31 protein-coding genes are annotated in these 15,273 nt (G+C 73.0%); 29 read left to right on the top strand and 2 right to left on the bottom strand.

All coding sequences use genetic code 11. From position 1 onward, the window contains the following. Positions 1-64: 64 nt before the first annotated feature. Positions 65-490 (top strand): hypothetical protein, encoded by a 426-nt coding sequence (locus QC029_RS16085; RefSeq protein ID WP_279556347.1) that lies wholly within the window; start codon positions 65-67, stop codon positions 488-490. A 6-nt stretch (positions 491-496) separates the two neighbouring features. Further along, positions 497-2,068 carry a recombinase family protein gene (locus tag QC029_RS16090; protein ID WP_279556348.1) on the top strand — a complete coding sequence of 524 codons (1,572 nt, stop codon included), beginning with the start codon at positions 497-499 and terminating at the stop codon, positions 2,066-2,068. On the opposite strand, the gene QC029_RS16095 is transcribed toward QC029_RS16090, so the two are convergent. Continuing rightward, positions 2,039-2,887 carry a hypothetical protein gene (locus QC029_RS16095; protein WP_279556349.1) on the bottom strand — a complete coding sequence of 283 codons (849 nt, stop codon included), beginning with the start codon at positions 2,885-2,887 and terminating at the stop codon, positions 2,039-2,041. The two genes, QC029_RS16090 and QC029_RS16095, sit on opposite strands and share 30 nt — an antisense overlap. 115 nt (positions 2,888-3,002) lie before the next feature. Continuing rightward, on the bottom strand, positions 3,003-3,428 hold the full coding sequence (locus QC029_RS16100) for a helix-turn-helix transcriptional regulator (protein ID WP_279556350.1): 426 nt from the start codon (positions 3,426-3,428) through the stop codon (positions 3,003-3,005). Positions 3,429-3,617: 189 nt separating this feature from the next. Here QC029_RS16100 and QC029_RS16105 point away from each other — a divergent pair, with 189 nt between their 5' ends. The 27 genes from QC029_RS16105 to QC029_RS16235 all read left to right on the top strand — a co-directional run bounded on the left by QC029_RS16105 (position 3,618) and on the right by QC029_RS16235 (position 15,224). Further along, positions 3,618-3,884, top strand: coding sequence for a helix-turn-helix transcriptional regulator (locus tag QC029_RS16105; RefSeq protein ID WP_279556351.1), 267 nt, complete (start codon positions 3,618-3,620; stop codon positions 3,882-3,884). After that, positions 3,881-4,087, top strand: a complete 207-nt coding sequence (locus QC029_RS16110) for a hypothetical protein (RefSeq protein ID WP_279556352.1) — start codon at positions 3,881-3,883, stop codon at positions 4,085-4,087. The genes QC029_RS16105 and QC029_RS16110 overlap by 4 nt, the downstream gene beginning before the upstream one ends. Positions 4,088-4,162: 75 nt before the next feature. Next, positions 4,163-4,714, top strand: a complete 552-nt coding sequence (locus QC029_RS16115; protein WP_279556353.1) for a hypothetical protein — start codon at positions 4,163-4,165, stop codon at positions 4,712-4,714. Continuing rightward, positions 4,711-4,968 carry a hypothetical protein gene (locus tag QC029_RS16120; RefSeq protein WP_279556354.1) on the top strand — a complete coding sequence of 86 codons (258 nt, stop codon included), beginning with the start codon at positions 4,711-4,713 and terminating at the stop codon, positions 4,966-4,968. Before QC029_RS16115 ends, QC029_RS16120 begins: the two co-directional genes overlap by 4 nt. Further along, positions 4,965-6,017, top strand: coding sequence for a YqaJ viral recombinase family protein (locus tag QC029_RS16125; RefSeq protein WP_279556355.1), 1,053 nt, complete (start codon positions 4,965-4,967; stop codon positions 6,015-6,017). Before QC029_RS16120 ends, QC029_RS16125 begins: the two co-directional genes overlap by 4 nt. After that, positions 6,014-6,853 carry a recombinase RecT gene (locus QC029_RS16130; RefSeq protein WP_279556356.1) on the top strand — a complete coding sequence of 280 codons (840 nt, stop codon included), beginning with the start codon at positions 6,014-6,016 and terminating at the stop codon, positions 6,851-6,853. Before QC029_RS16125 ends, QC029_RS16130 begins: the two co-directional genes overlap by 4 nt. Next, positions 6,850-7,221: a hypothetical protein gene (locus QC029_RS16135; RefSeq protein ID WP_279556357.1), complete on the top strand. Its 372-nt coding sequence runs from the start codon at positions 6,850-6,852 to the stop codon at positions 7,219-7,221. The genes QC029_RS16130 and QC029_RS16135 overlap by 4 nt, the downstream gene beginning before the upstream one ends. Continuing rightward, positions 7,218-7,469 (top strand): hypothetical protein, encoded by a 252-nt coding sequence (locus tag QC029_RS16140; RefSeq protein ID WP_279556358.1) that lies wholly within the window; start codon positions 7,218-7,220, stop codon positions 7,467-7,469. Before QC029_RS16135 ends, QC029_RS16140 begins: the two co-directional genes overlap by 4 nt. After that, positions 7,466-7,738, top strand: coding sequence for a hypothetical protein (locus QC029_RS16145; protein WP_279556359.1), 273 nt, complete (start codon positions 7,466-7,468; stop codon positions 7,736-7,738). The genes QC029_RS16140 and QC029_RS16145 overlap by 4 nt, the downstream gene beginning before the upstream one ends. Before the next feature lie 55 nt (positions 7,739-7,793). Next, positions 7,794-8,312: a hypothetical protein gene (locus QC029_RS16150; RefSeq protein WP_279556360.1), complete on the top strand. Its 519-nt coding sequence runs from the start codon at positions 7,794-7,796 to the stop codon at positions 8,310-8,312. A 17-nt stretch (positions 8,313-8,329) separates the two neighbouring features. Continuing rightward, positions 8,330-8,635, top strand: a complete 306-nt coding sequence (locus QC029_RS16155; RefSeq protein ID WP_279556361.1) for a hypothetical protein — start codon at positions 8,330-8,332, stop codon at positions 8,633-8,635. Then, positions 8,632-8,871 (top strand): hypothetical protein, encoded by a 240-nt coding sequence (locus tag QC029_RS16160; protein WP_279556362.1) that lies wholly within the window; start codon positions 8,632-8,634, stop codon positions 8,869-8,871. Before QC029_RS16155 ends, QC029_RS16160 begins: the two co-directional genes overlap by 4 nt. Next, on the top strand, positions 8,871-9,233 hold the full coding sequence (locus QC029_RS16165) for a hypothetical protein (protein WP_279556363.1): 363 nt from the start codon (positions 8,871-8,873) through the stop codon (positions 9,231-9,233). Before QC029_RS16160 ends, QC029_RS16165 begins: the two co-directional genes overlap by 1 nt. Next, a complete protein-coding gene (locus tag QC029_RS16170) occupies positions 9,230-9,685 on the top strand; it encodes a response regulator transcription factor (protein WP_279556364.1) in 456 nt (151 codons plus the stop codon). The genes QC029_RS16165 and QC029_RS16170 overlap by 4 nt, the downstream gene beginning before the upstream one ends. After that, positions 9,685-9,957 carry a hypothetical protein gene (locus QC029_RS16175; RefSeq protein ID WP_279556365.1) on the top strand — a complete coding sequence of 91 codons (273 nt, stop codon included), beginning with the start codon at positions 9,685-9,687 and terminating at the stop codon, positions 9,955-9,957. Before QC029_RS16170 ends, QC029_RS16175 begins: the two co-directional genes overlap by 1 nt. Before the next feature lie 99 nt (positions 9,958-10,056). Continuing rightward, positions 10,057-10,578: an HAD domain-containing protein gene (locus QC029_RS16180; RefSeq protein ID WP_279556366.1), complete on the top strand. Its 522-nt coding sequence runs from the start codon at positions 10,057-10,059 to the stop codon at positions 10,576-10,578. Then, entirely contained in the window at positions 10,575-10,766 is a 192-nt protein-coding gene (locus tag QC029_RS16185) for a hypothetical protein (protein WP_279556367.1), read from the top strand. Before QC029_RS16180 ends, QC029_RS16185 begins: the two co-directional genes overlap by 4 nt. After that, positions 10,763-11,029: a hypothetical protein gene (locus tag QC029_RS16190; protein ID WP_279556368.1), complete on the top strand. Its 267-nt coding sequence runs from the start codon at positions 10,763-10,765 to the stop codon at positions 11,027-11,029. Before QC029_RS16185 ends, QC029_RS16190 begins: the two co-directional genes overlap by 4 nt. Beyond that, entirely contained in the window at positions 11,026-11,460 is a 435-nt protein-coding gene (locus tag QC029_RS16195; protein ID WP_279556369.1) for a hypothetical protein, read from the top strand. The genes QC029_RS16190 and QC029_RS16195 overlap by 4 nt, the downstream gene beginning before the upstream one ends. A gap of 2 nt (positions 11,461-11,462) precedes the next feature. Further along, positions 11,463-12,014 (top strand): hypothetical protein, encoded by a 552-nt coding sequence (locus QC029_RS16200; RefSeq protein WP_279556370.1) that lies wholly within the window; start codon positions 11,463-11,465, stop codon positions 12,012-12,014. Further along, positions 12,014-12,316, top strand: a complete 303-nt coding sequence (locus QC029_RS16205; RefSeq protein WP_279556371.1) for a hypothetical protein — start codon at positions 12,014-12,016, stop codon at positions 12,314-12,316. The genes QC029_RS16200 and QC029_RS16205 overlap by 1 nt, the downstream gene beginning before the upstream one ends. Then, positions 12,316-12,870: a hypothetical protein gene (locus QC029_RS16210; RefSeq protein WP_279556372.1), complete on the top strand. Its 555-nt coding sequence runs from the start codon at positions 12,316-12,318 to the stop codon at positions 12,868-12,870. Before QC029_RS16205 ends, QC029_RS16210 begins: the two co-directional genes overlap by 1 nt. After that, positions 12,863-13,765, top strand: a complete 903-nt coding sequence (locus QC029_RS16215; protein WP_279556373.1) for a hypothetical protein — start codon at positions 12,863-12,865, stop codon at positions 13,763-13,765. The genes QC029_RS16210 and QC029_RS16215 overlap by 8 nt, the downstream gene beginning before the upstream one ends. Further along, the gene (locus tag QC029_RS16220) at positions 13,749-14,069 is read left to right on the top strand and encodes a WhiB family transcriptional regulator (protein ID WP_279556374.1); all 321 of its coding nucleotides are present in this window, start codon (positions 13,749-13,751) and stop codon (positions 14,067-14,069) included. Before QC029_RS16215 ends, QC029_RS16220 begins: the two co-directional genes overlap by 17 nt. Continuing rightward, on the top strand, positions 14,066-14,539 hold the full coding sequence (locus QC029_RS16225; protein ID WP_279556375.1) for a hypothetical protein: 474 nt from the start codon (positions 14,066-14,068) through the stop codon (positions 14,537-14,539). Before QC029_RS16220 ends, QC029_RS16225 begins: the two co-directional genes overlap by 4 nt. Continuing rightward, positions 14,530-14,754, top strand: coding sequence for a hypothetical protein (locus tag QC029_RS16230; RefSeq protein WP_279556376.1), 225 nt, complete (start codon positions 14,530-14,532; stop codon positions 14,752-14,754). The genes QC029_RS16225 and QC029_RS16230 overlap by 10 nt, the downstream gene beginning before the upstream one ends. 86 nt (positions 14,755-14,840) lie before the next feature. Continuing rightward, a complete protein-coding gene (locus tag QC029_RS16235) occupies positions 14,841-15,224 on the top strand; it encodes an HU family DNA-binding protein (protein WP_279556377.1) in 384 nt (127 codons plus the stop codon). Positions 15,225-15,273: the final 49 nt, after the last annotated feature.

Here is a 15,273-nt window from a genome sequence, read left to right on the forward strand (position 1 = left end):
TGCTTCAAGTCCAAGCCAGCACCTACACTCTCGGGAACGTCACCCGCATGAGAGGGCTATGGATATGAGCGAGCAGGACAAGCCCACCGAGGCTACCTACGTCCGCCGGCCGCAGGACTACATGCCGGGCACGGCCGAGGAGCAGGGCGCCGTCGCCCGCGCCGAGCTGGCCGCCCGTGGCTGGGACGTTGCCCCGCCGGCCGACGGCTTGTGGGACCGGCTCTTCGAGGAGATGGACCGCTACGACCTCGAGCGGGTCAGGGCGCGGCTGGGGGAGTTCCGGCCCTACCTCGTCGCCGAGGTCGGCGAGCCGATCGTCCGCCAGCTCCTGGAGCACCGGGCCCTGATGGTGTGGCTACAGGAGATGGAGGAGCGCGGCGTGGACGCGGACGAGGCCGCACGCGAGGCCGCGGTGTACCTGCGCGACCACCCCAGCGAGAGCCCGGCCGACGCCTTCACGGCGGTGCGGGACAAGCACCCGGAGCAGTAGGCCGTGATGGCACCGCAGGGGGCGCGCCTGCCCAGACGCGCCGGGATCTACTGCCGCCTGTCCTACGCCCCGGACGGCTCACTGGAGAAGGTCGAGCGGCAGGAGGGCGACTGCCGCGAGCTGGGCGCCCGGCTGCGCTGGCCGATCAGCGAGCGGCACATCTTCGTCGACAACTCCCGCTCCGCATGGCAGCGCAACCGGCGCCGACCGGCCTGGGACGCGATGCTCGCCGCGGTGGAGGCCGGCGAGATCGACGCGCTGCTCATCTACCACGGCGACAGGCTCATCAGGCAGCCATTCGACCTCGAGAAGCTGATCTCGATTGCGGACCAGAAGGGGGTCCGGGTCGCCTCGCCGTCCGGCACCCGCGACCTGGACTCCGCCGACGACCGCTTCATCCTGCGTATCGAGGCCGCCCAGGCGTGCCGGGAGTCGGACAACATCTCTCGGCGGATGAAGCGCGGGCACCTGGCCCGGGCCGTCAAGGGCGGCCGGGGCACCCAGGGCGGCCGCCGCCCGTTCGGCTGGGGCGCGCCGACCGGCCGGACCAAGGTCAAGGTCGACAAGGAGACCGGCGAGGAGACCGAGGTCGAGGTCCTGGACCACAACAAGACCAGGCCGGAGGAGATCGACTACCTCGTCCGGGTCGTCGACCGGCTGATGGCCGGTCAGTCCACCGCCGGCGTGCTGCGGTGGCTGAACGTGGAGGAGAAGGTCTTCACCACCGCGGGCAACCCGTGGACCAGCAAGGTGCTGTGGAAGCTGCTGCTGTCCCCGCGGATGATCGGCATGATCGAGCGGGACGGCGTGCTCTACAAGGCCGCGTGGGACGAGGTGATCTCTCCGGAGACGCAGGAGCAGCTGCGGGCCCTGCACGCGGTCCGGGTGGCCCAGCGGAACACGATGCTGGGCGACAACCTCAGCTCCCGGCGCGTCCATGTCCTGTCCTGCCTGACGGAGTGCGGGGTGTGCGGCAGCACCGACACCCCCACCAAGCCGGTCGCCGGCACGAAGCGGCGCGGCAAGGCGCCGCACCGGGTGTACTACTGCCGCTCCTGCGGCGGGTTCGCCCGGAAGGTGGAGCTGCTGAACGCCTACGTCGAGGGCCGCACGGTGCGGCTGCTGAACGACCGCCGGTTCCTCGCCGAGCTGGAGGCCCGCGCGGGTGCCGAGGCCCCGGCCCTGGGCGCGCAGATCGCCGAGCTGGAGCGGCGCAAGCGGGCCACGGAGGAGCAGGTACGGAACCTGGCGGATCATCCGGACGTCGACCCGGGCCTGGCGCTGGCGGCCGTCGCCTCCTTCGACGCGAAGATCGCCGAGCTGCGCGCCCAGATGACCGCGGACGCGAACACGCGGCTGCTGGTGCGCATGGCCGGGGTCACCCGCGAGCGGTGGGAGAAGGAGCCGGTGGACGACAGGGCCACGGTGATCGCTGCTCTGTGGCGCATCGTCGTCTCCCCCACCGCTCAGCGGGGGCCGGGGTTCGATCCGGCCAGTGTCCAGCTCACGCGCAAGCGGCTGGCTCCGGCCGGGAAGGACCGCGAGCCGTCAGGGGCAGGCGTATCCAGGGGAGGATAGGGCGGCTCTGGAGCAGGCCGGCGGCGTGGGACGCTGAGTCGGCTGGCCGGGGCCGTCCTCGCTCTCGCTGTTCTCCTCCTCGGCCTCTCCGTCCTTGGCTTCGCCGTGCTCGCTGGTCGCGGGCGTGGTCGGCTGAGCGGCGGAGGGCGACGTGGTGGGCCTGTAGGCGTCCGCAGGCGTCCTTGGGGCGAGTGGGGCGCTGCCGCTGGCCGATGGGCTGGCGGGGCCGGTTGGGGACGCGGTGGGACGTGATGGCGCCCCCGTGACGCCATCATGTCCCACCGTTTCCTGCGCGCTCGGCAGGGCGCTGCTGTGCGCGGCGGGCCGGGTGTTCGTGATCGGGTGCCCGGGCAGGGACGTGGGGTTCGGTTCGGGCACCGATTCGCCGGTCGGTGCGGGGACTCTCACGCGCGGCGAGTCGTCCAGCGGGCTCTCGACCGGGCCGAGGTAGACGACGGTCGCCGCGGCGGCCGCGGAGAAGGACACGCCGGCAGTCGCCAGGCGGGACTGGCCCACGATCGACCGCAGCCAGGACGCGGCGGCCAGGACTCCGGTGGCTACTGCTCCGCCGGAGATGAGTCTCAGGTGCCGGCGGCGCCGGCGGCGGCAGGCGGTCTGGTTGGCCAGGGCGGCGAGCGCCGGCGACCGGGCGCCCTCACCGCCTGTCCCGTAGTGCTCCTCGATGAGGCACATGATGCGCTCGGTGGCGAGCTCGACCTCGGTCTCCTGGAGCCGCCTGCGGAGCCTGACGAGGCGGACGGTCTGGACGGCGAGGGCTACGCAGAGGCCCGCGCAGAGGCACGCGGAAAGCAAGAGCATCCCAACTTCCTCCCGTGTAGGCGATGTTGCCATGAGCTGGGGAGAACAACAGTTCCTTTAAGGTTGGAATACTCTACGGTTACTCAGGAGTTGTGACCAGGACGTTACTTACATGTCACGCAGAGTGACGACCTTCGTCCGGTTCCTCCGCTTCCCCGAGGCGGCCCCGCACGTTGCGTAGCACCTTCCGTCTCTGGCTGGTGGTCAGCGGCGCCAGGAGGGCGGCGATAGCGGACTCCAGGGAGTCATCCGGGTAGGCGCCCCGCGAGGTCTCCTGCGCCGCCTCCGCAACCGCCGCAACCGGCTGGGGGTCTCTGCCGGCCAGGATCTCGGCGCGGCTCCCCGGCTCCCACCCCAGCGCCAGCGAGACCACACGGTCGATGCGCCCGGACACCCGTCGCTCGCCCTTGCGCCACTGGTACACGGTCTGAGACGAGACACCCGCGTCGGCGGCCACGTCCTGGAGGGTCTTGCCCAGCTCCTCTGCGCGTGCCTGAGACAGCTCCCAGAGCCGTTGCGCATGGGCAGCCTTGCTCGTCATGGGCTCCATCCTCAGCACGTGGGGGGCATGCATCTTCATGATTTTGCATGAGAGTAGCGCAGGGTTAGGCAACCCTGACCAGCCCCCTACTGCATATGCGCCATGCCGCATATGCGCTGTCGCATGCATTCTTATAAACCTGCATGCGAAGTGTTGATACTTCATGCAGATGCATGCAGACTCGGAGGCATGAGGTCGTTCATCTTCAAGGGAGCAGCGGCGCGTGAGCGACGCGAAGAGCTTGGGCTACGTGCGGAGGAGGTGGCGGAGGCCGCCGGGATATCCCGCGGCCACCTGCTCGCCCTCGAAAGAGGCCAGTACGAGCCCTCCGCGCCCACCTACATGCGGATCTGCGAGGCCCTGAAGGCCCAGCCCGAGGACCTGCGCGAGCGGCGCGCCACATCGGCCGAGACACCCGCCGCCGACGCCCGCTCCGGGACGGACGAGGCGGCATGAGCACCAGGGATGAGCGGGCGGTGTGCCGGACCGCCGACGAGGCGTGGGAGGCGGGCTACACCGCGCCCTGCGAGCACGGCGTCCCCGACCCGACCGCCTGCGCCGACTGCCGCCTGACTCCCGAGGAGATCGGCCACTTCGCGGTCCTGCTGTCCGGCCTCTACTCCGACGCCCCCGGCATCGACCGCTCCCAGGCCGCCTGACCCCCGGGACCACGCACACCGCAGACCCCTGCCTCAGACCTCACACCCCTTCACCACCGAGAGGAGAGCAGGCCCATGGAGGACACCTCTAGCCGCCCGCCAGGCGACAGAGACGACTTCTTCACCCCCGGCACCACCTACGAGCTGGCCGAGGCCCGCACCCCGGCCGCCCGCGCCGCGTTCATGTGCGTCGCCACCGCGCCGCACCCCAGCAAGCCCAGCACCCGGCGCGCCTTCGGCTTCCTGCGGATCAGCCCCACCGCCGCCTGGCAGAGCTACGCCATGGGCCCGGACGTATGGGCGTACGGCTGGACGGCCGTGGCGACCGAGCCCGGCCAGCCCGTCACCGTCTACGAAGCGCAGTACGACACCGAGCGCCTGGGCCTCTACACCAACCGCGCCGCCGCCCGGCAGCACTGCCTGGCCGACGTGCAGCGCGAGGCCGCCCCGCCGGACGGGTTCACTTCCTGGGTCCCCGACCACGGCGACGACGCCCCGGAAGACCTGCTCGTCTTCTCCCCCGGCGACGAGAGCGGTGTCTGCACCGGCTACAGCGTGATCCCGGTGACCGCCTCCCCCGCCTACACCCCCCAGGACCAGGAGCAGGAGCAGGGGGCGGCGCGATGACGCTGGAGGAGATCACCGAACAGCGCGCGGAGCGGCACTGCGAGCACATGCCGAGGAAGGACCAACTCGCCTTCCTCCTCGCCTACGCCCGCGCCCGCGACGACGTGGCCACCGGCGCGGACGTCGAGGGCCGCTGGGCGCGGATGACCAACCGCTTCACCGCCGCGTCCACCCCCGTCCTGGCGGGCTACCTCGAGGGCCTGGCCTCCACCCGCGTCCGTGAGCGCGTGCCGATCCCGGACGGTGCCTGGTGACCGCCTCGGCCCTGGACACCCTTCAGGCCCCCACCGCGCGCCTGATCCTGCCGCCCCGCCCCACAGACGACCTGTGGCACACCGTCCGGGCGGGCGGGCTCGGCGGCTCGGACGTGGCCGCGGTGCTGGGCATGGACCGCTGGAAGAGCCCGCTGCGGGTATGGCGCGAGAAGCTGGGCCTGCACTCCGACGTCGACAGCGAGGCCGCCGAGTGCGGCCGCGAACTCGAGGACGACATCGCCCGCCTGTTCGCGCGGCGTACCGGGTTCGAGATCGCGCCGTCGCCGGGCACTCTCGCGCACGTCGACTACCCGTGGATGCGGGTCAACATCGACCGGCTCGTCCTCGAACCGGCCGAGGCCGGCGGCACGGTCGTGGTCCCGCTGGAGTGCAAGAACCGCAGCGAGTACATGGCCTCCGAGTGGGATGCCGGTGTGCCCGACGAGCCCGCTCTCCAAGGGCTGTGGGCGATGGCCGTCGGCGGCTGGCCGCATGCCTGGGTCGCCGCCCTGATCGGCGGGAACCGGCTGCGCTGGCACCGGCTGGAGCGCGACCAGGAGCTGATCGACCACCTGATCGACTACTGCGGCCGGTGGTGGCAGCGGCACGTCATCGACGGCGAGCCCCCGGTCCCGGACGGCTCCCGCGCGACCGCCGAGTTCCTGGACCACCTGTGGGAGTCCCAGGAGGGGGCCATAGCCCAGGTCGATCCGGTGCGCGCCGGGCGGCTGATCGCCCGCCGAGCCGCGCTGAAGGGCCGCATCGCCGTCCTCGACCGGGAGCTGACCGAGGTCGAGAACGCGATGAAGGCCGACCTCGGCGACGCGGAGATCGCCGCCGACCTGAACGGCCGCACCCTCTACACCTGGCGCGCCAACGGCACGTTCCGCGCGGCGGACTTCCGCGAGCAGGAACCCGAGCTGGCCGCCCGCTACACCCGCCCGGACGGGTCGCTCGACCTCGAGCGCCTGGCCGACGACGCCCCCAACACCTACCGGCGCTACCGGGCGCGCGTGCTGCGCGTGCCCGCGAAAGGACCCCAGCCGTGAGCGACCTGAAAGACCGCGTGAAGGCCAAGGCCACCGGCGAGGAGCCCCAGGCTCCGAGCACCGACGTGGACATCGCCGCGCACGACAAGACCCTGGCGTGGCTGGAGCGGCGCCGCACCTACATCGCCTCCGCCCTGCCCCGCCACGTGGACGAGGGCCACTTCATCCAGACCGCCCTGACCGCGATGGACAAGCTGCGGAACTGCTCCGTCGAGAGCATCGAGGTGGCGTTGCTGGAGTGCGCCCGCTTCGGCCTCGCCCCGGACGGCCGCAACGCCGCGATCGTCCCCTACAAGGGCAACGCGACGTTCCAGCCCATGTATCAGGGGCTGATCGACGTGATGCACCGCTCCGGGGTCGTCTCCTCGGTGCACTTCGGGTGGATCCGGGAGCGGGACCTGTGGGACCACACCCCCACCGCGCCGTCCCCGCACGACTTCGTGCACAAGCCGGACCCGCTGCTGACGTCCGCCCAGCGCGGCCCGGTGATCCTGGCCTACGCCTTCTGCTGGATGCGAGACGGCCGCCGCTCCCAGGTGATCCTCCTCAACCGGTCCGAGGCCGAGGAGATCCGCGACACCTACTCCCAGGCATACCGGTACGCCGAGAGCACCGGGAAGCGGGATTCGCCCTGGCACACCGACTTCGACGCCATGTGGGCCAAGAGCGCGGTGCGGCGGCTGGGCAAGCGGGTGCCGACCTCCCCGGAGATGGTCGACCTGCTGCGCGCGGACGACGAGGCGGACCAGGAGCTGTCCGTCCCGTCGGTCATCCGGGCCGTCCCCGTGACCGACGAGGAGACCGGCGGGCAGGACGACGCGGGAGCCGAGCAGTGAGCGAGCGCATCCCGTCGGTGGAGGAGCTGCGGCGGATCGCCGCAGCTCCCCACCCCTCCATGCACGTGAAGGACTGGACGCTCCAGATCGGTCTGGGCGTGGTCCGGGAGAGCCGCCGACGCCACGCCGCCGACGCCCACGCCGCCGGCCTGGACGAGTGGTGCGCGCGGCTGGCCGGCGAGATCGTCGAACACACCGGCGTCGACCCCACGACCGCGGCCACCGTGCTGCTCTTCGCGGCCTCCCGCATCGGCGCCGCCCTGGACGGCCCGAGCCAGTTGCCCGGCGCGATGTTCATGCTGAACGTGCTCGCCTGCACGGCCGACGACATCGCCCGCAAGGCCCCCGAAGAGGGAGGCGGGTCGTGAGCCAGGAGCATCCGGCGAAGAACCTCGGCCAGCTCCACGTCCTGGACAGCTGCCCTGACTGCGGAAGGCGCTGCTACACCTCCCGCAAGGTCGCCAAGCGGGCGGCCCGGTACCTCTACCCCAACCGGGCTCTGCGGGCCTACCGGTGCGACGGCGGCCGCTGGTGGCACTTCGGTGCCACCCCCGACTGGGTGAGGCGCGGCGAGGCCCCCAACCGGCCGCCGACGCGGCAGGAGCAGCAGCGGTGAGCGCTCTGGAGTGGGCCGTGCTGCCCGAGCAGGGCAGCCGCACCGGCCCCATCCCGTGCCCGTCCCGGGCCGCCGCCGAGCGCACGGTCATCGCCAGCCGCATGCGGCCCGGCGCCATGACCGTGGCCCTGGTGTGCCGGGTGCCGCAAGAGGAGTGGCACAGCGCCGCCAACGCCACCGTCGTCGGCCTGCTGGAGCGCATCGCCGCGCTGAAGCACGAACGCGACGTCGCCTTGGAGCACCTGGCGACCTGGGAGGGCGCGCTGTGACCTCCCGCCCCGCCGCCCAGATCACCACCTGTCCCACCGTCCCGAAGGACTGACCATGCCCAGGATCAAGCTCGACAGCCAGGTCGGCACCGCCGCCGCTGAGGCGCTGGAGCCGTACGTGCCCCTGCTGTACGCCCGCCAGGGCATGCGGATCGTGTTCATCGCGGAGATGGCGCACCTGGAGCGCACCCAGCCGGCCCCCGACTCGGCCAAGGCCCCGTCGGTGAAGGCCCGCATCACCCACCTCGAGGTCCCCAACGCCGAGCAGGAGGGCGCGATCCGGGAGGCGATGCGGGCCCTGTACCTCCAGCGCACCGCCGCGGGCACCTTCCAGGAGGACGGGCAGCTCGAGCTGAGCGAGGAGACACTGCGGCTGACCGGCGGGCTGCTCCACGCGATCGAGGTCGCCCGGCTCCGCGCCGGGCTGGCGCACTGGGCCAGCTACGCCCGCCGTGTCGTCCAGGGCCCGGACCTCACGGTGTCGGAGATGAAGCACGAGCTGGACACCATCGTCGGCGGGCTGGAGGCGACGCTGAACGCCGCCCGCCGCGACGACGACAGCGGCGCGGTCTGAGGGCGGCGGGATGCGTCATGGACGACCTCCACCCCGATCAGGAGACACGCGACGCGATCCGGGCACTGGCCATGCGGCTGCGCGCCCGGGACGCGGCCGCCGCCGAAGGCGAAGAGCCGGTCGACGCCGAGGTGTTCGCAGCGGAGTACATCACCGCGCTGCGCACCCGCGGCTGGCGCCCGACTCCCGCCCGCCCGGCCCCGCCGTGGCAGCGGACGCTGCCGCCAGCCACCCCTGAGACCGCCCAGCAGCGGGCGGCCGAGATCCGCGCCGAGCTTCGTCGGCGCCGCCCGTGCCCGCCGGACGGAGGTGAGGAGCTGTGACCGACGAGCTGTGGGCCCGGCTGATGGCCGAGTCCATCCCCGACGGCACGTTCGGCGGTCCTCGGCCGGACGCGCCGCGCGCCCCGCGTCCGGTCTCCCCTCAGCAGGCCGCGCACAACCGCGCCGAGCTGGAGGCCGCTCTGGACGAGACGGACGCCAAGACCGCCCGCTCTACCCGGCGCCGGCACCTGCGCGCCGTACCCGCCACCGACCAGCCCGACCTGGGAGCCGCCTGATGTACCCGACCCCGACCCTCTTCGCCACCCCCGGACTGCGCGACTTCGCCCAGGCCGTCGACGCCGAGCGTCAGCGGCAGTTGGAGCGCTGGGGAGACCAGCGGCACCCCGACGGCACCGGCCAGCCCGGCGACTGGGAGACCGCGGACCTGGCCCGCCGGCACTGCCAGGCCATGTCCGCGGCCGGACTGGTCACCTGGCGGGACATCGTGTGGGAAGAGGCCGCCGAGGCGTTCGCCGAGACCGACCCCGAGCGGCTGGCCGCCGAGCTGATCCAGCTCGCCTCGCTGTGCCAGGCGTGGGTGGTGGCCCTGTCCGCCCGCGTCGGCCGTGACCTGACCGCGCCCGGGAGGCCGTCATGAGCGCCCCCCTCCCCCGCATGCTGATGGCCTCCATGGTCGAGACCGCGCGACAGCACCAGATGCGGGTCAGTCCTCCGGAGCTTCATCTGCTGGCCCGGGCGGCCGCCCAGGTGGTGATGACCGAGACCGCGCAGAGGCCACCCGCGCCCCCTGTCGTGTCCGAGGCGGGTAAGTCGGCGCCCGTCCAGGGCATGGTGACGGCTCGGCAGATGGCGGTCCTGCGGCTGGTCGCCAACGGCTACGAGAACGAGCAGATCGCCCACCTGCTGGGCATCTCGCTCCACTCAGCCCGGTCCAGTGTGAGCAGGGCCTACCGCAGGCTCGGCGCGACGAGCCGCGCACATGCCGTGGCGATCGCCATGGCGCGCGGCCTGATCGACCCCGCCGACATCGACCTGCCGCCCCTGGGCCACAAGCCGGGCCGTCGGCCTGCCGCGAAGGCGGTGGCGTGATGCCCAGAGGCAAGGCCACGACGGCTCAGCAGCAGTGGAACCGTGGCCTGGTCGGCCAGGCCCCGCCGCCGCGCCTGGTGGAGCGGCCCGGGTCCTGCACCGCCCCGGCGTGCGGCACGGCCGCCGACGGGCGGCCGCCGGCCGGGACGGTGCGGGTGGAGGTGGCCGGCTCCCGGGAGCCCGCCCGCTGGTACTGCCCGGGCTTCTGCGCCGCGTACGGCCAGGCGCTCGCCGAGCTGCGGCCGGTGGAGGACGGGCCCGCCTCCCCCTGACTCGGAAACTTCAACCGCAAAAGGCTTGCCATGTTGCAGGCCGCTTGAGACGATAAACGTACACCGCATAACGCGGTCTAACTTTCTAGGGAGGGTGCCGTGACCAAGCCGCTGCTGCTGATCGACGTCGATGGCGTGCTGAACCCGTTCGCGGTCACCAACCTCGCCGACGTCACCGACTACGAGATGCACTGGATGCGTCCCGACTGCTGGACCGAGCCCGGCGACCTGCTGGTGTGGCTCAACCCCGCCCACGGCCCGGCCCTGACCGCCCTGCCCTACGAGCTGGTCTGGGCCACCACCTGGCAGCACGACGCGAACGAGTGGATCGGCCCCCGCATCGGCCTGCCCACCCTGTCGGTCATCACCTGGACCGACATGGACGCCACCCGCAACGACGGCACCTACTGGAAAACCCACGAGATCGTCTCCTGGGCCGCCGGTCGCCCCTTCGCCTGGGTCGACGACCAGCTCGACGCCACCGACCGCGCCTACGTCGCCGCCCACCACGGCGGCCCCGCGCTGCTGTACGACGTCGACCCGTCCCTGGGCCTGCGCGAGGACGACTTCGCCACGCTGGCGGCCTGGGCCGCCTCCCTCACCGAGGGGGTGACCCGTTGATCACCACCTACCGGGTCATCTCCTGCGAGGGACGCCCCAGCGGCCAGGTCTGCGGCGCCCACCTCCGCGACGAGGTGGGCGACGAGTCGGAGGCCGAGCTGCGCGCCCGCGCCCAGGCCGAGGGCTGGCACCACACCGACGACGGCCGCGACATCTGCGGCCCGTGCTGGAAGGAGGGCGCGCGGTGAAGCGCTCCGCCACCGGGGGCATCCCCTCCGCTCGACGACGGCCCAACCTCAGCGACGGCCGCGACACCCCCGTGATCGCCAACAGCATCCGCGAGCAGCGCCGCGCGGCCCTCACCGTCGCCGACCGGATCGCCGCCGAGCACCCCCACCCCCTCGACGACACCGACCCGGCCGCCGCCGGACGCGCCCTCGCCTCCCAGGCCGACATCGCGTGCGAGCTGCGCGGCCTGCTGGACTGCATCGGCCTGGGAGGCACGCGGTGAGCCCCGACGACCTCGACAAGCTGCTGGCCGAGTCCCGCGACGAGCCCGCCTTCTCCAACTCCGACGAGGGCTACGGCTGGATGGATGCGAACTGCGCCACGTGCGTCCACGACAAGTCGGCCCGGCGCGGTGACGACGGGAAGGGCTGCCCTCTCGTCCTCATCTCGCTGATGGGCCGCCGCCCCGCGCAGTGGCTCGACGGCGACCGCAACGAGCAGGGCCTGTACTCCCGCGCGGGCCAGTACCGCTGCACCGAGTACCGGCACGAGGGCGACAAGGACCCCGAGCCCCGCCCCCTCCCGGTCCCGCCCGGCCAGGGGGAGCTGATCCCCCGCGAGCCGTACGAGGGCCACCGCATGCTCACCCCCCTGCCCGGCACCACCCCGGCCGCGCCCGCCCGGCCTCCGGCCACGACACCAGCGAAGGACTGACCATGCCCAATCCCACGACCGGCTGGCTCGCCCAGGCCGAGGACGAGTACGAGCACAACCGGCAGGCGACCGCCGGCGCCCGGGCCAGCCACCTGGTCAGGCAGGTCACGGCGATCACCAACGTCCTGACCCGGCTCGGTATCACCCCCGAGCAGCCCGCCGGGGTGCGCGACGGTGCCCTGATCCCGGCGGTGCTGCTCTCCCCGGACCCCGAGCAGCAGACCCACGGCGTCAGCGCCACCTACCTCGAGAACCCCTTCGGTGACGGCGGTGACGTCTTCCTCGTCGTCACCGACTACGAGGACCCCGGCGTCGAGCGCCGCTGGGGTGTCCTGCGCACCCTCGCCGATGTCGCCCAGGCCCGCCGCGAGCTGCCCGCCGCGCCGAAGCCGCCCGCCCCGAACTTCAGCTTCCTGGCCGAGCGGTGCGCCGGCAGCCTGCGCGTGGACCACACCGGCCCGGACGCCGCCGCCATCGCCGAGGCCGTCAACGGCGTCACCTACGCGCTGCTGCACCTGGCCAGGGTCACCGGACGCCCCTTCGGTGGTGCGTGATGGCGAACCAGAACGACCACGAGGCGAGCGGTCTGACGGTGTACCGGGCCGAGCACTACGGCCGCGGCATCGTCCTGTGCACCTACACCACGCCGGAGCCCGCCCGCGAGCACTGCGAGACCGAGCTGCGGCGCGAGCACACCGACGGCGACCGGCTGTCCCTGGACTGGGTGCCCGACAACGAGGACGACCCGGCCGTCTGGGAGCTGTACGCCCAGCGCGGCGAGGACGAGTTCGTGACCGGCTACTGCGTCACCGTCGTCGACGTCCACGACACCTACGACCCCAACGAGGAGTCGTGATGTCCACCACCGTCTCCCTCGTCGGCCTGGGCGTCGCGGGCGCCTTCGGGACGCTGGCCGTCTTCGGCGGCTCCATCCAGGCGTGGCTGCACAAGCGGTCCGGCCACGCCGAGCCGGACCTGGACTTCAGCGACCTGGCCGAGGCCGCGCTGCCGGCGGACAAGGAGCCCGAGGAGGCCGAGCCGTTGCAGCAGGGACCGAAAGCGCCGGAGCAGCCGCCCGCCGCTGCCCGCCCGGGTGGCAGGACCGTCACGAAGCACGCCGCGCCGCACCCCCTGGCGGGCCAGGCGGTAGTCCTGCGGCCCGGCACGCGCCTGCCGCACCACACCGGCCAGAGCGCGATCGTCTTCCGCGTCGAGGACTGGGCCGACCGGACGCTCGGCGTCTCCTGGGCCATCGTCCAGGGCCACCCCGCCGTGACCGCGTACCTCGACCGCGCCGCCACCGCCCTCCTCCCGGACGACGGCCAGGTCCTCTACGGCCGCGACGCCTTCGGGACGCGGCACCTCGTCCACGCCACCGAGATCGACGAACAGGAGACGGGCCGTGGCTGAGCACCCGCCGACCACCAGCGAGCACACCCCTCAGGAGTGCGGGCCGGACTGCGCCGAGCAACACACCTACGCCGGCGACTGCGCCCAGGAGCCGACTGCCGTCCGCGAGCTGCTGGCGCACGTCGGCGTCGACCTGGCGGGCAAGACCGTCCGCATCGAGCACCAGGCGGCCGAGGACGAGCAGTCCGCGCCCACCGACTGGAAGGCCGTCGCCCGGCAGCTCGAGGAAGAGCTGAAGGCCGAGGCTGAGCGCCGCCGGCGTACCGAGAAGGAGCGGGACGGCGCCTACCGGGAGCGTGCGCACCTGCTGGCGTGGCTGGCCGCGCTGCACCCGGCGAGCGCGGTCATCGCCCCCGCGGAGGACGTCGACGATCCCCGCTGGCAGCTGCTGTACCTGACCGTCGGCGGCTGGCAGATGACCTGGCACATCGCCCCTGACGACGCCCACCTGTTCGAGGACGTCGAGCACGTGGCGGCCGACGACCCCCGCGCCCAGTGGGACGGCCACACCACGGACCAGAAGTACGCGCGGCTGCGCGCCCACACCAACGCCCTGCACATGGCCGGCCAGGTCGGCGAGGACACCCCCGCCGCGGACCTGCTCCCCGAGGGCATGCGGCCGCTGGAGGAGCTGGTCGGCTCCGGCCTGCTGTGGCTGATCAACCGCGTCGTCTTCCACCCGCGCGGCGTCGCCCTCGGCCTCAACATCACCCCCGGCGGCCGCGTCACCGGCTGGCACCTGCTGCCCTCCCCGGGCGAGCCCTGGCGCTTCACCGAGCCCGCCGACAACGACGGCTTCCTCCGCGCGGAGGCCACCCTCCACGCGGCCCTCAACATCCCCCTCCCGCCCGCGCACGACACCCACGAAGGAGGACCTGATGACCACCACTCGTAGAGGCCCGGCGTTCCGCCGCCACTCGGCCCCCACCGCCCTCGAGCACGGCGACACCTGGCGCGACAGCGCGGTGTGCCGGGACGAGGACCCGGAGCTGTTCTTCCCGATCGGCACCACCGGCCCGGCCCTGCTCCAGATCGAGGAGGCCAAGGCCGTCTGCCGCCGCTGCCCCGTCATGGAGCAGTGCCTTCGGTGGGCGCTGGAGACGAACGAGCCGAACGGCGTGTGGGGCGGCCTGTCCGAGGACGAGCGCCGCCGGATGAAGCGCCGCGCCGCGCGGACCAGGAAGGCGGTGCCGGCATGAGCGTCCTGGAACACCTGCGCCCCCACGGCGCCCACCGCTTCCTGGCCAGCCGCGCGCAGCTTCGCGCGGAGAACGAACGGCTGGTCTGCGATCTGACCTCCTCCCTGCGCCGTGAGGCTGCACTCGCCACCGACCTGGAACAGACCCGCCAGGAGTGCGAGGAGACCAAGGCCGCGCTCGGCCAGGCCCGGGAGCGGATCGCTGACCTCCAGCAGCAGGCCGCCGACGCCGCGAACGCGCACAGCATCACCGTGCCCGCCCCGTGCGACCTGCGCGTGCCGAGCCAGCAGGCCCCCGCCCCGCCGCCCAGCCCGGCCGGGACGACCGAGCGGTTCGAGCCGCCGGCCTACGTCGTGACGCTTCAGCACTCGCCGCAGGCCGCCGTGCCCGACCACATCCCCTCGTGGGCGGAGACCGTGGAGCTGCCCGTCGTCCAGCCGGACGGAAGGGAGGGCCGGTCATGCGGCTGAAGCTGGCCATCACCCCGCTCCACGCCGACGGCACCGAGTGCACCCACCGGCTCCGCCCGTCCGGCAAGCCCGTCGACCCGGCCTCCGGCTGCACCGGCCGCGACGCCTACCGGGCGTCGTGCTCGGGCTGCACCTGGAGCGAGGAACACGGCCTGCGGGTCCTGGCCGAAGACGCACGCACCCGTCACCGCCTCCAGGTCCACCCCCCGGCCTGACCTCAGGACTGTCCCGCGCCCCGTGGATGACACCGGCCACCGGGCGCGGGACGCAAGCACCGCCACCACGAGAGATGAGAGAGCAGATGAGCACCACTACAGCGGCAGGCTCCCCCAAGAGGCCTCGCCGCCTGGGCAGGGAGGACCTGGCCGCGGCCATCGCCGCAGAGCTGGGCGTCCACCCGGATGACGCCAACCGCGCCGTGACGGCACTGCTGAACACGATCGCCCGCGCCCTCTTCCGGGGCGACGAGGTGGTCGTCTCCAACTTCGGCTCCTTCAAGCGGGTGCGGCGGGCTCGCCGCACCGCCCGCAACCCGCAGACCGACGAACGCGTGATCGTCCCCGCCGCCTGGGGTGTCCGCTTCCGCGCCACCGGCACCCTCGCCGAGCTGGTCAAGACCGGCCGGAAGCACAAGACCGCCACCATCACCAAGCGGCCCAAGACCCCCCGCGCGACCGGCAGCTGACCCACCGCCGTGACCTTCCTGCCCGCCGCCGCTGAGCCCGGCCACCACC

The sequence above is a fragment of the Streptomyces sp. DH37 genome (genome assembly GCF_029813835.1).
In the GTDB taxonomy this organism is placed as follows: Bacteria; Actinomycetota; Actinomycetes; order Streptomycetales; family Streptomycetaceae; genus Streptomyces.

Bases quoted from the DNA above. Each gene is read 5' to 3' on its own strand.
- QC029_RS16210 (WP_279556372.1), top strand. From the start codon at position 12,316: ATGTCCACCACCGTCTCCCTCGTCGGCCTGGGCGTCGCGGGCGCCTTC.
- QC029_RS16170 (WP_279556364.1), top strand. From the start codon at position 9,230: ATGAGCGCCCCCCTCCCCCGCATGCTGATGGCCTCCATGGTCGAGACC.
- QC029_RS16110 (WP_279556352.1), top strand. From the start codon at position 3,881: ATGAGCACCAGGGATGAGCGGGCGGTGTGCCGGACCGCCGACGAGGCG.
- QC029_RS16115 (WP_279556353.1), top strand. From the start codon at position 4,163: ATGGAGGACACCTCTAGCCGCCCGCCAGGCGACAGAGACGACTTCTTC.
- QC029_RS16150 (WP_279556360.1), top strand. From the start codon at position 7,794: ATGCCCAGGATCAAGCTCGACAGCCAGGTCGGCACCGCCGCCGCTGAG.
- QC029_RS16120 (WP_279556354.1), top strand. From the start codon at position 4,711: ATGACGCTGGAGGAGATCACCGAACAGCGCGCGGAGCGGCACTGCGAG.
- QC029_RS16100 (WP_279556350.1), bottom strand. From the start codon at position 3,428: ATGACGAGCAAGGCTGCCCATGCGCAACGGCTCTGGGAGCTGTCTCAG.
- QC029_RS16155 (WP_279556361.1), top strand. From the start codon at position 8,330: ATGGACGACCTCCACCCCGATCAGGAGACACGCGACGCGATCCGGGCA.
- QC029_RS16105 (WP_279556351.1), top strand. From the start codon at position 3,618: ATGAGGTCGTTCATCTTCAAGGGAGCAGCGGCGCGTGAGCGACGCGAA.
- QC029_RS16205 (WP_279556371.1), top strand. From the start codon at position 12,014: ATGGCGAACCAGAACGACCACGAGGCGAGCGGTCTGACGGTGTACCGG.
- QC029_RS16235 (WP_279556377.1), top strand. From the start codon at position 14,841: ATGAGCACCACTACAGCGGCAGGCTCCCCCAAGAGGCCTCGCCGCCTG.
- QC029_RS16200 (WP_279556370.1), top strand. From the start codon at position 11,463: ATGCCCAATCCCACGACCGGCTGGCTCGCCCAGGCCGAGGACGAGTAC.
- QC029_RS16165 (WP_279556363.1), top strand. From the start codon at position 8,871: ATGTACCCGACCCCGACCCTCTTCGCCACCCCCGGACTGCGCGACTTC.
- QC029_RS16225 (WP_279556375.1), top strand. From the start codon at position 14,066: ATGAGCGTCCTGGAACACCTGCGCCCCCACGGCGCCCACCGCTTCCTG.
- QC029_RS16095 (WP_279556349.1), bottom strand. From the start codon at position 2,887: ATGCTCTTGCTTTCCGCGTGCCTCTGCGCGGGCCTCTGCGTAGCCCTC.
- QC029_RS16090 (WP_279556348.1), top strand. From the start codon at position 497: ATGGCACCGCAGGGGGCGCGCCTGCCCAGACGCGCCGGGATCTACTGC.
- QC029_RS16230 (WP_279556376.1), top strand. From the start codon at position 14,530: ATGCGGCTGAAGCTGGCCATCACCCCGCTCCACGCCGACGGCACCGAG.
- QC029_RS16220 (WP_279556374.1), top strand. From the start codon at position 13,749: ATGACCACCACTCGTAGAGGCCCGGCGTTCCGCCGCCACTCGGCCCCC.
- QC029_RS16175 (WP_279556365.1), top strand. From the start codon at position 9,685: ATGCCCAGAGGCAAGGCCACGACGGCTCAGCAGCAGTGGAACCGTGGC.
- QC029_RS16085 (WP_279556347.1), top strand. From the start codon at position 65: ATGAGCGAGCAGGACAAGCCCACCGAGGCTACCTACGTCCGCCGGCCG.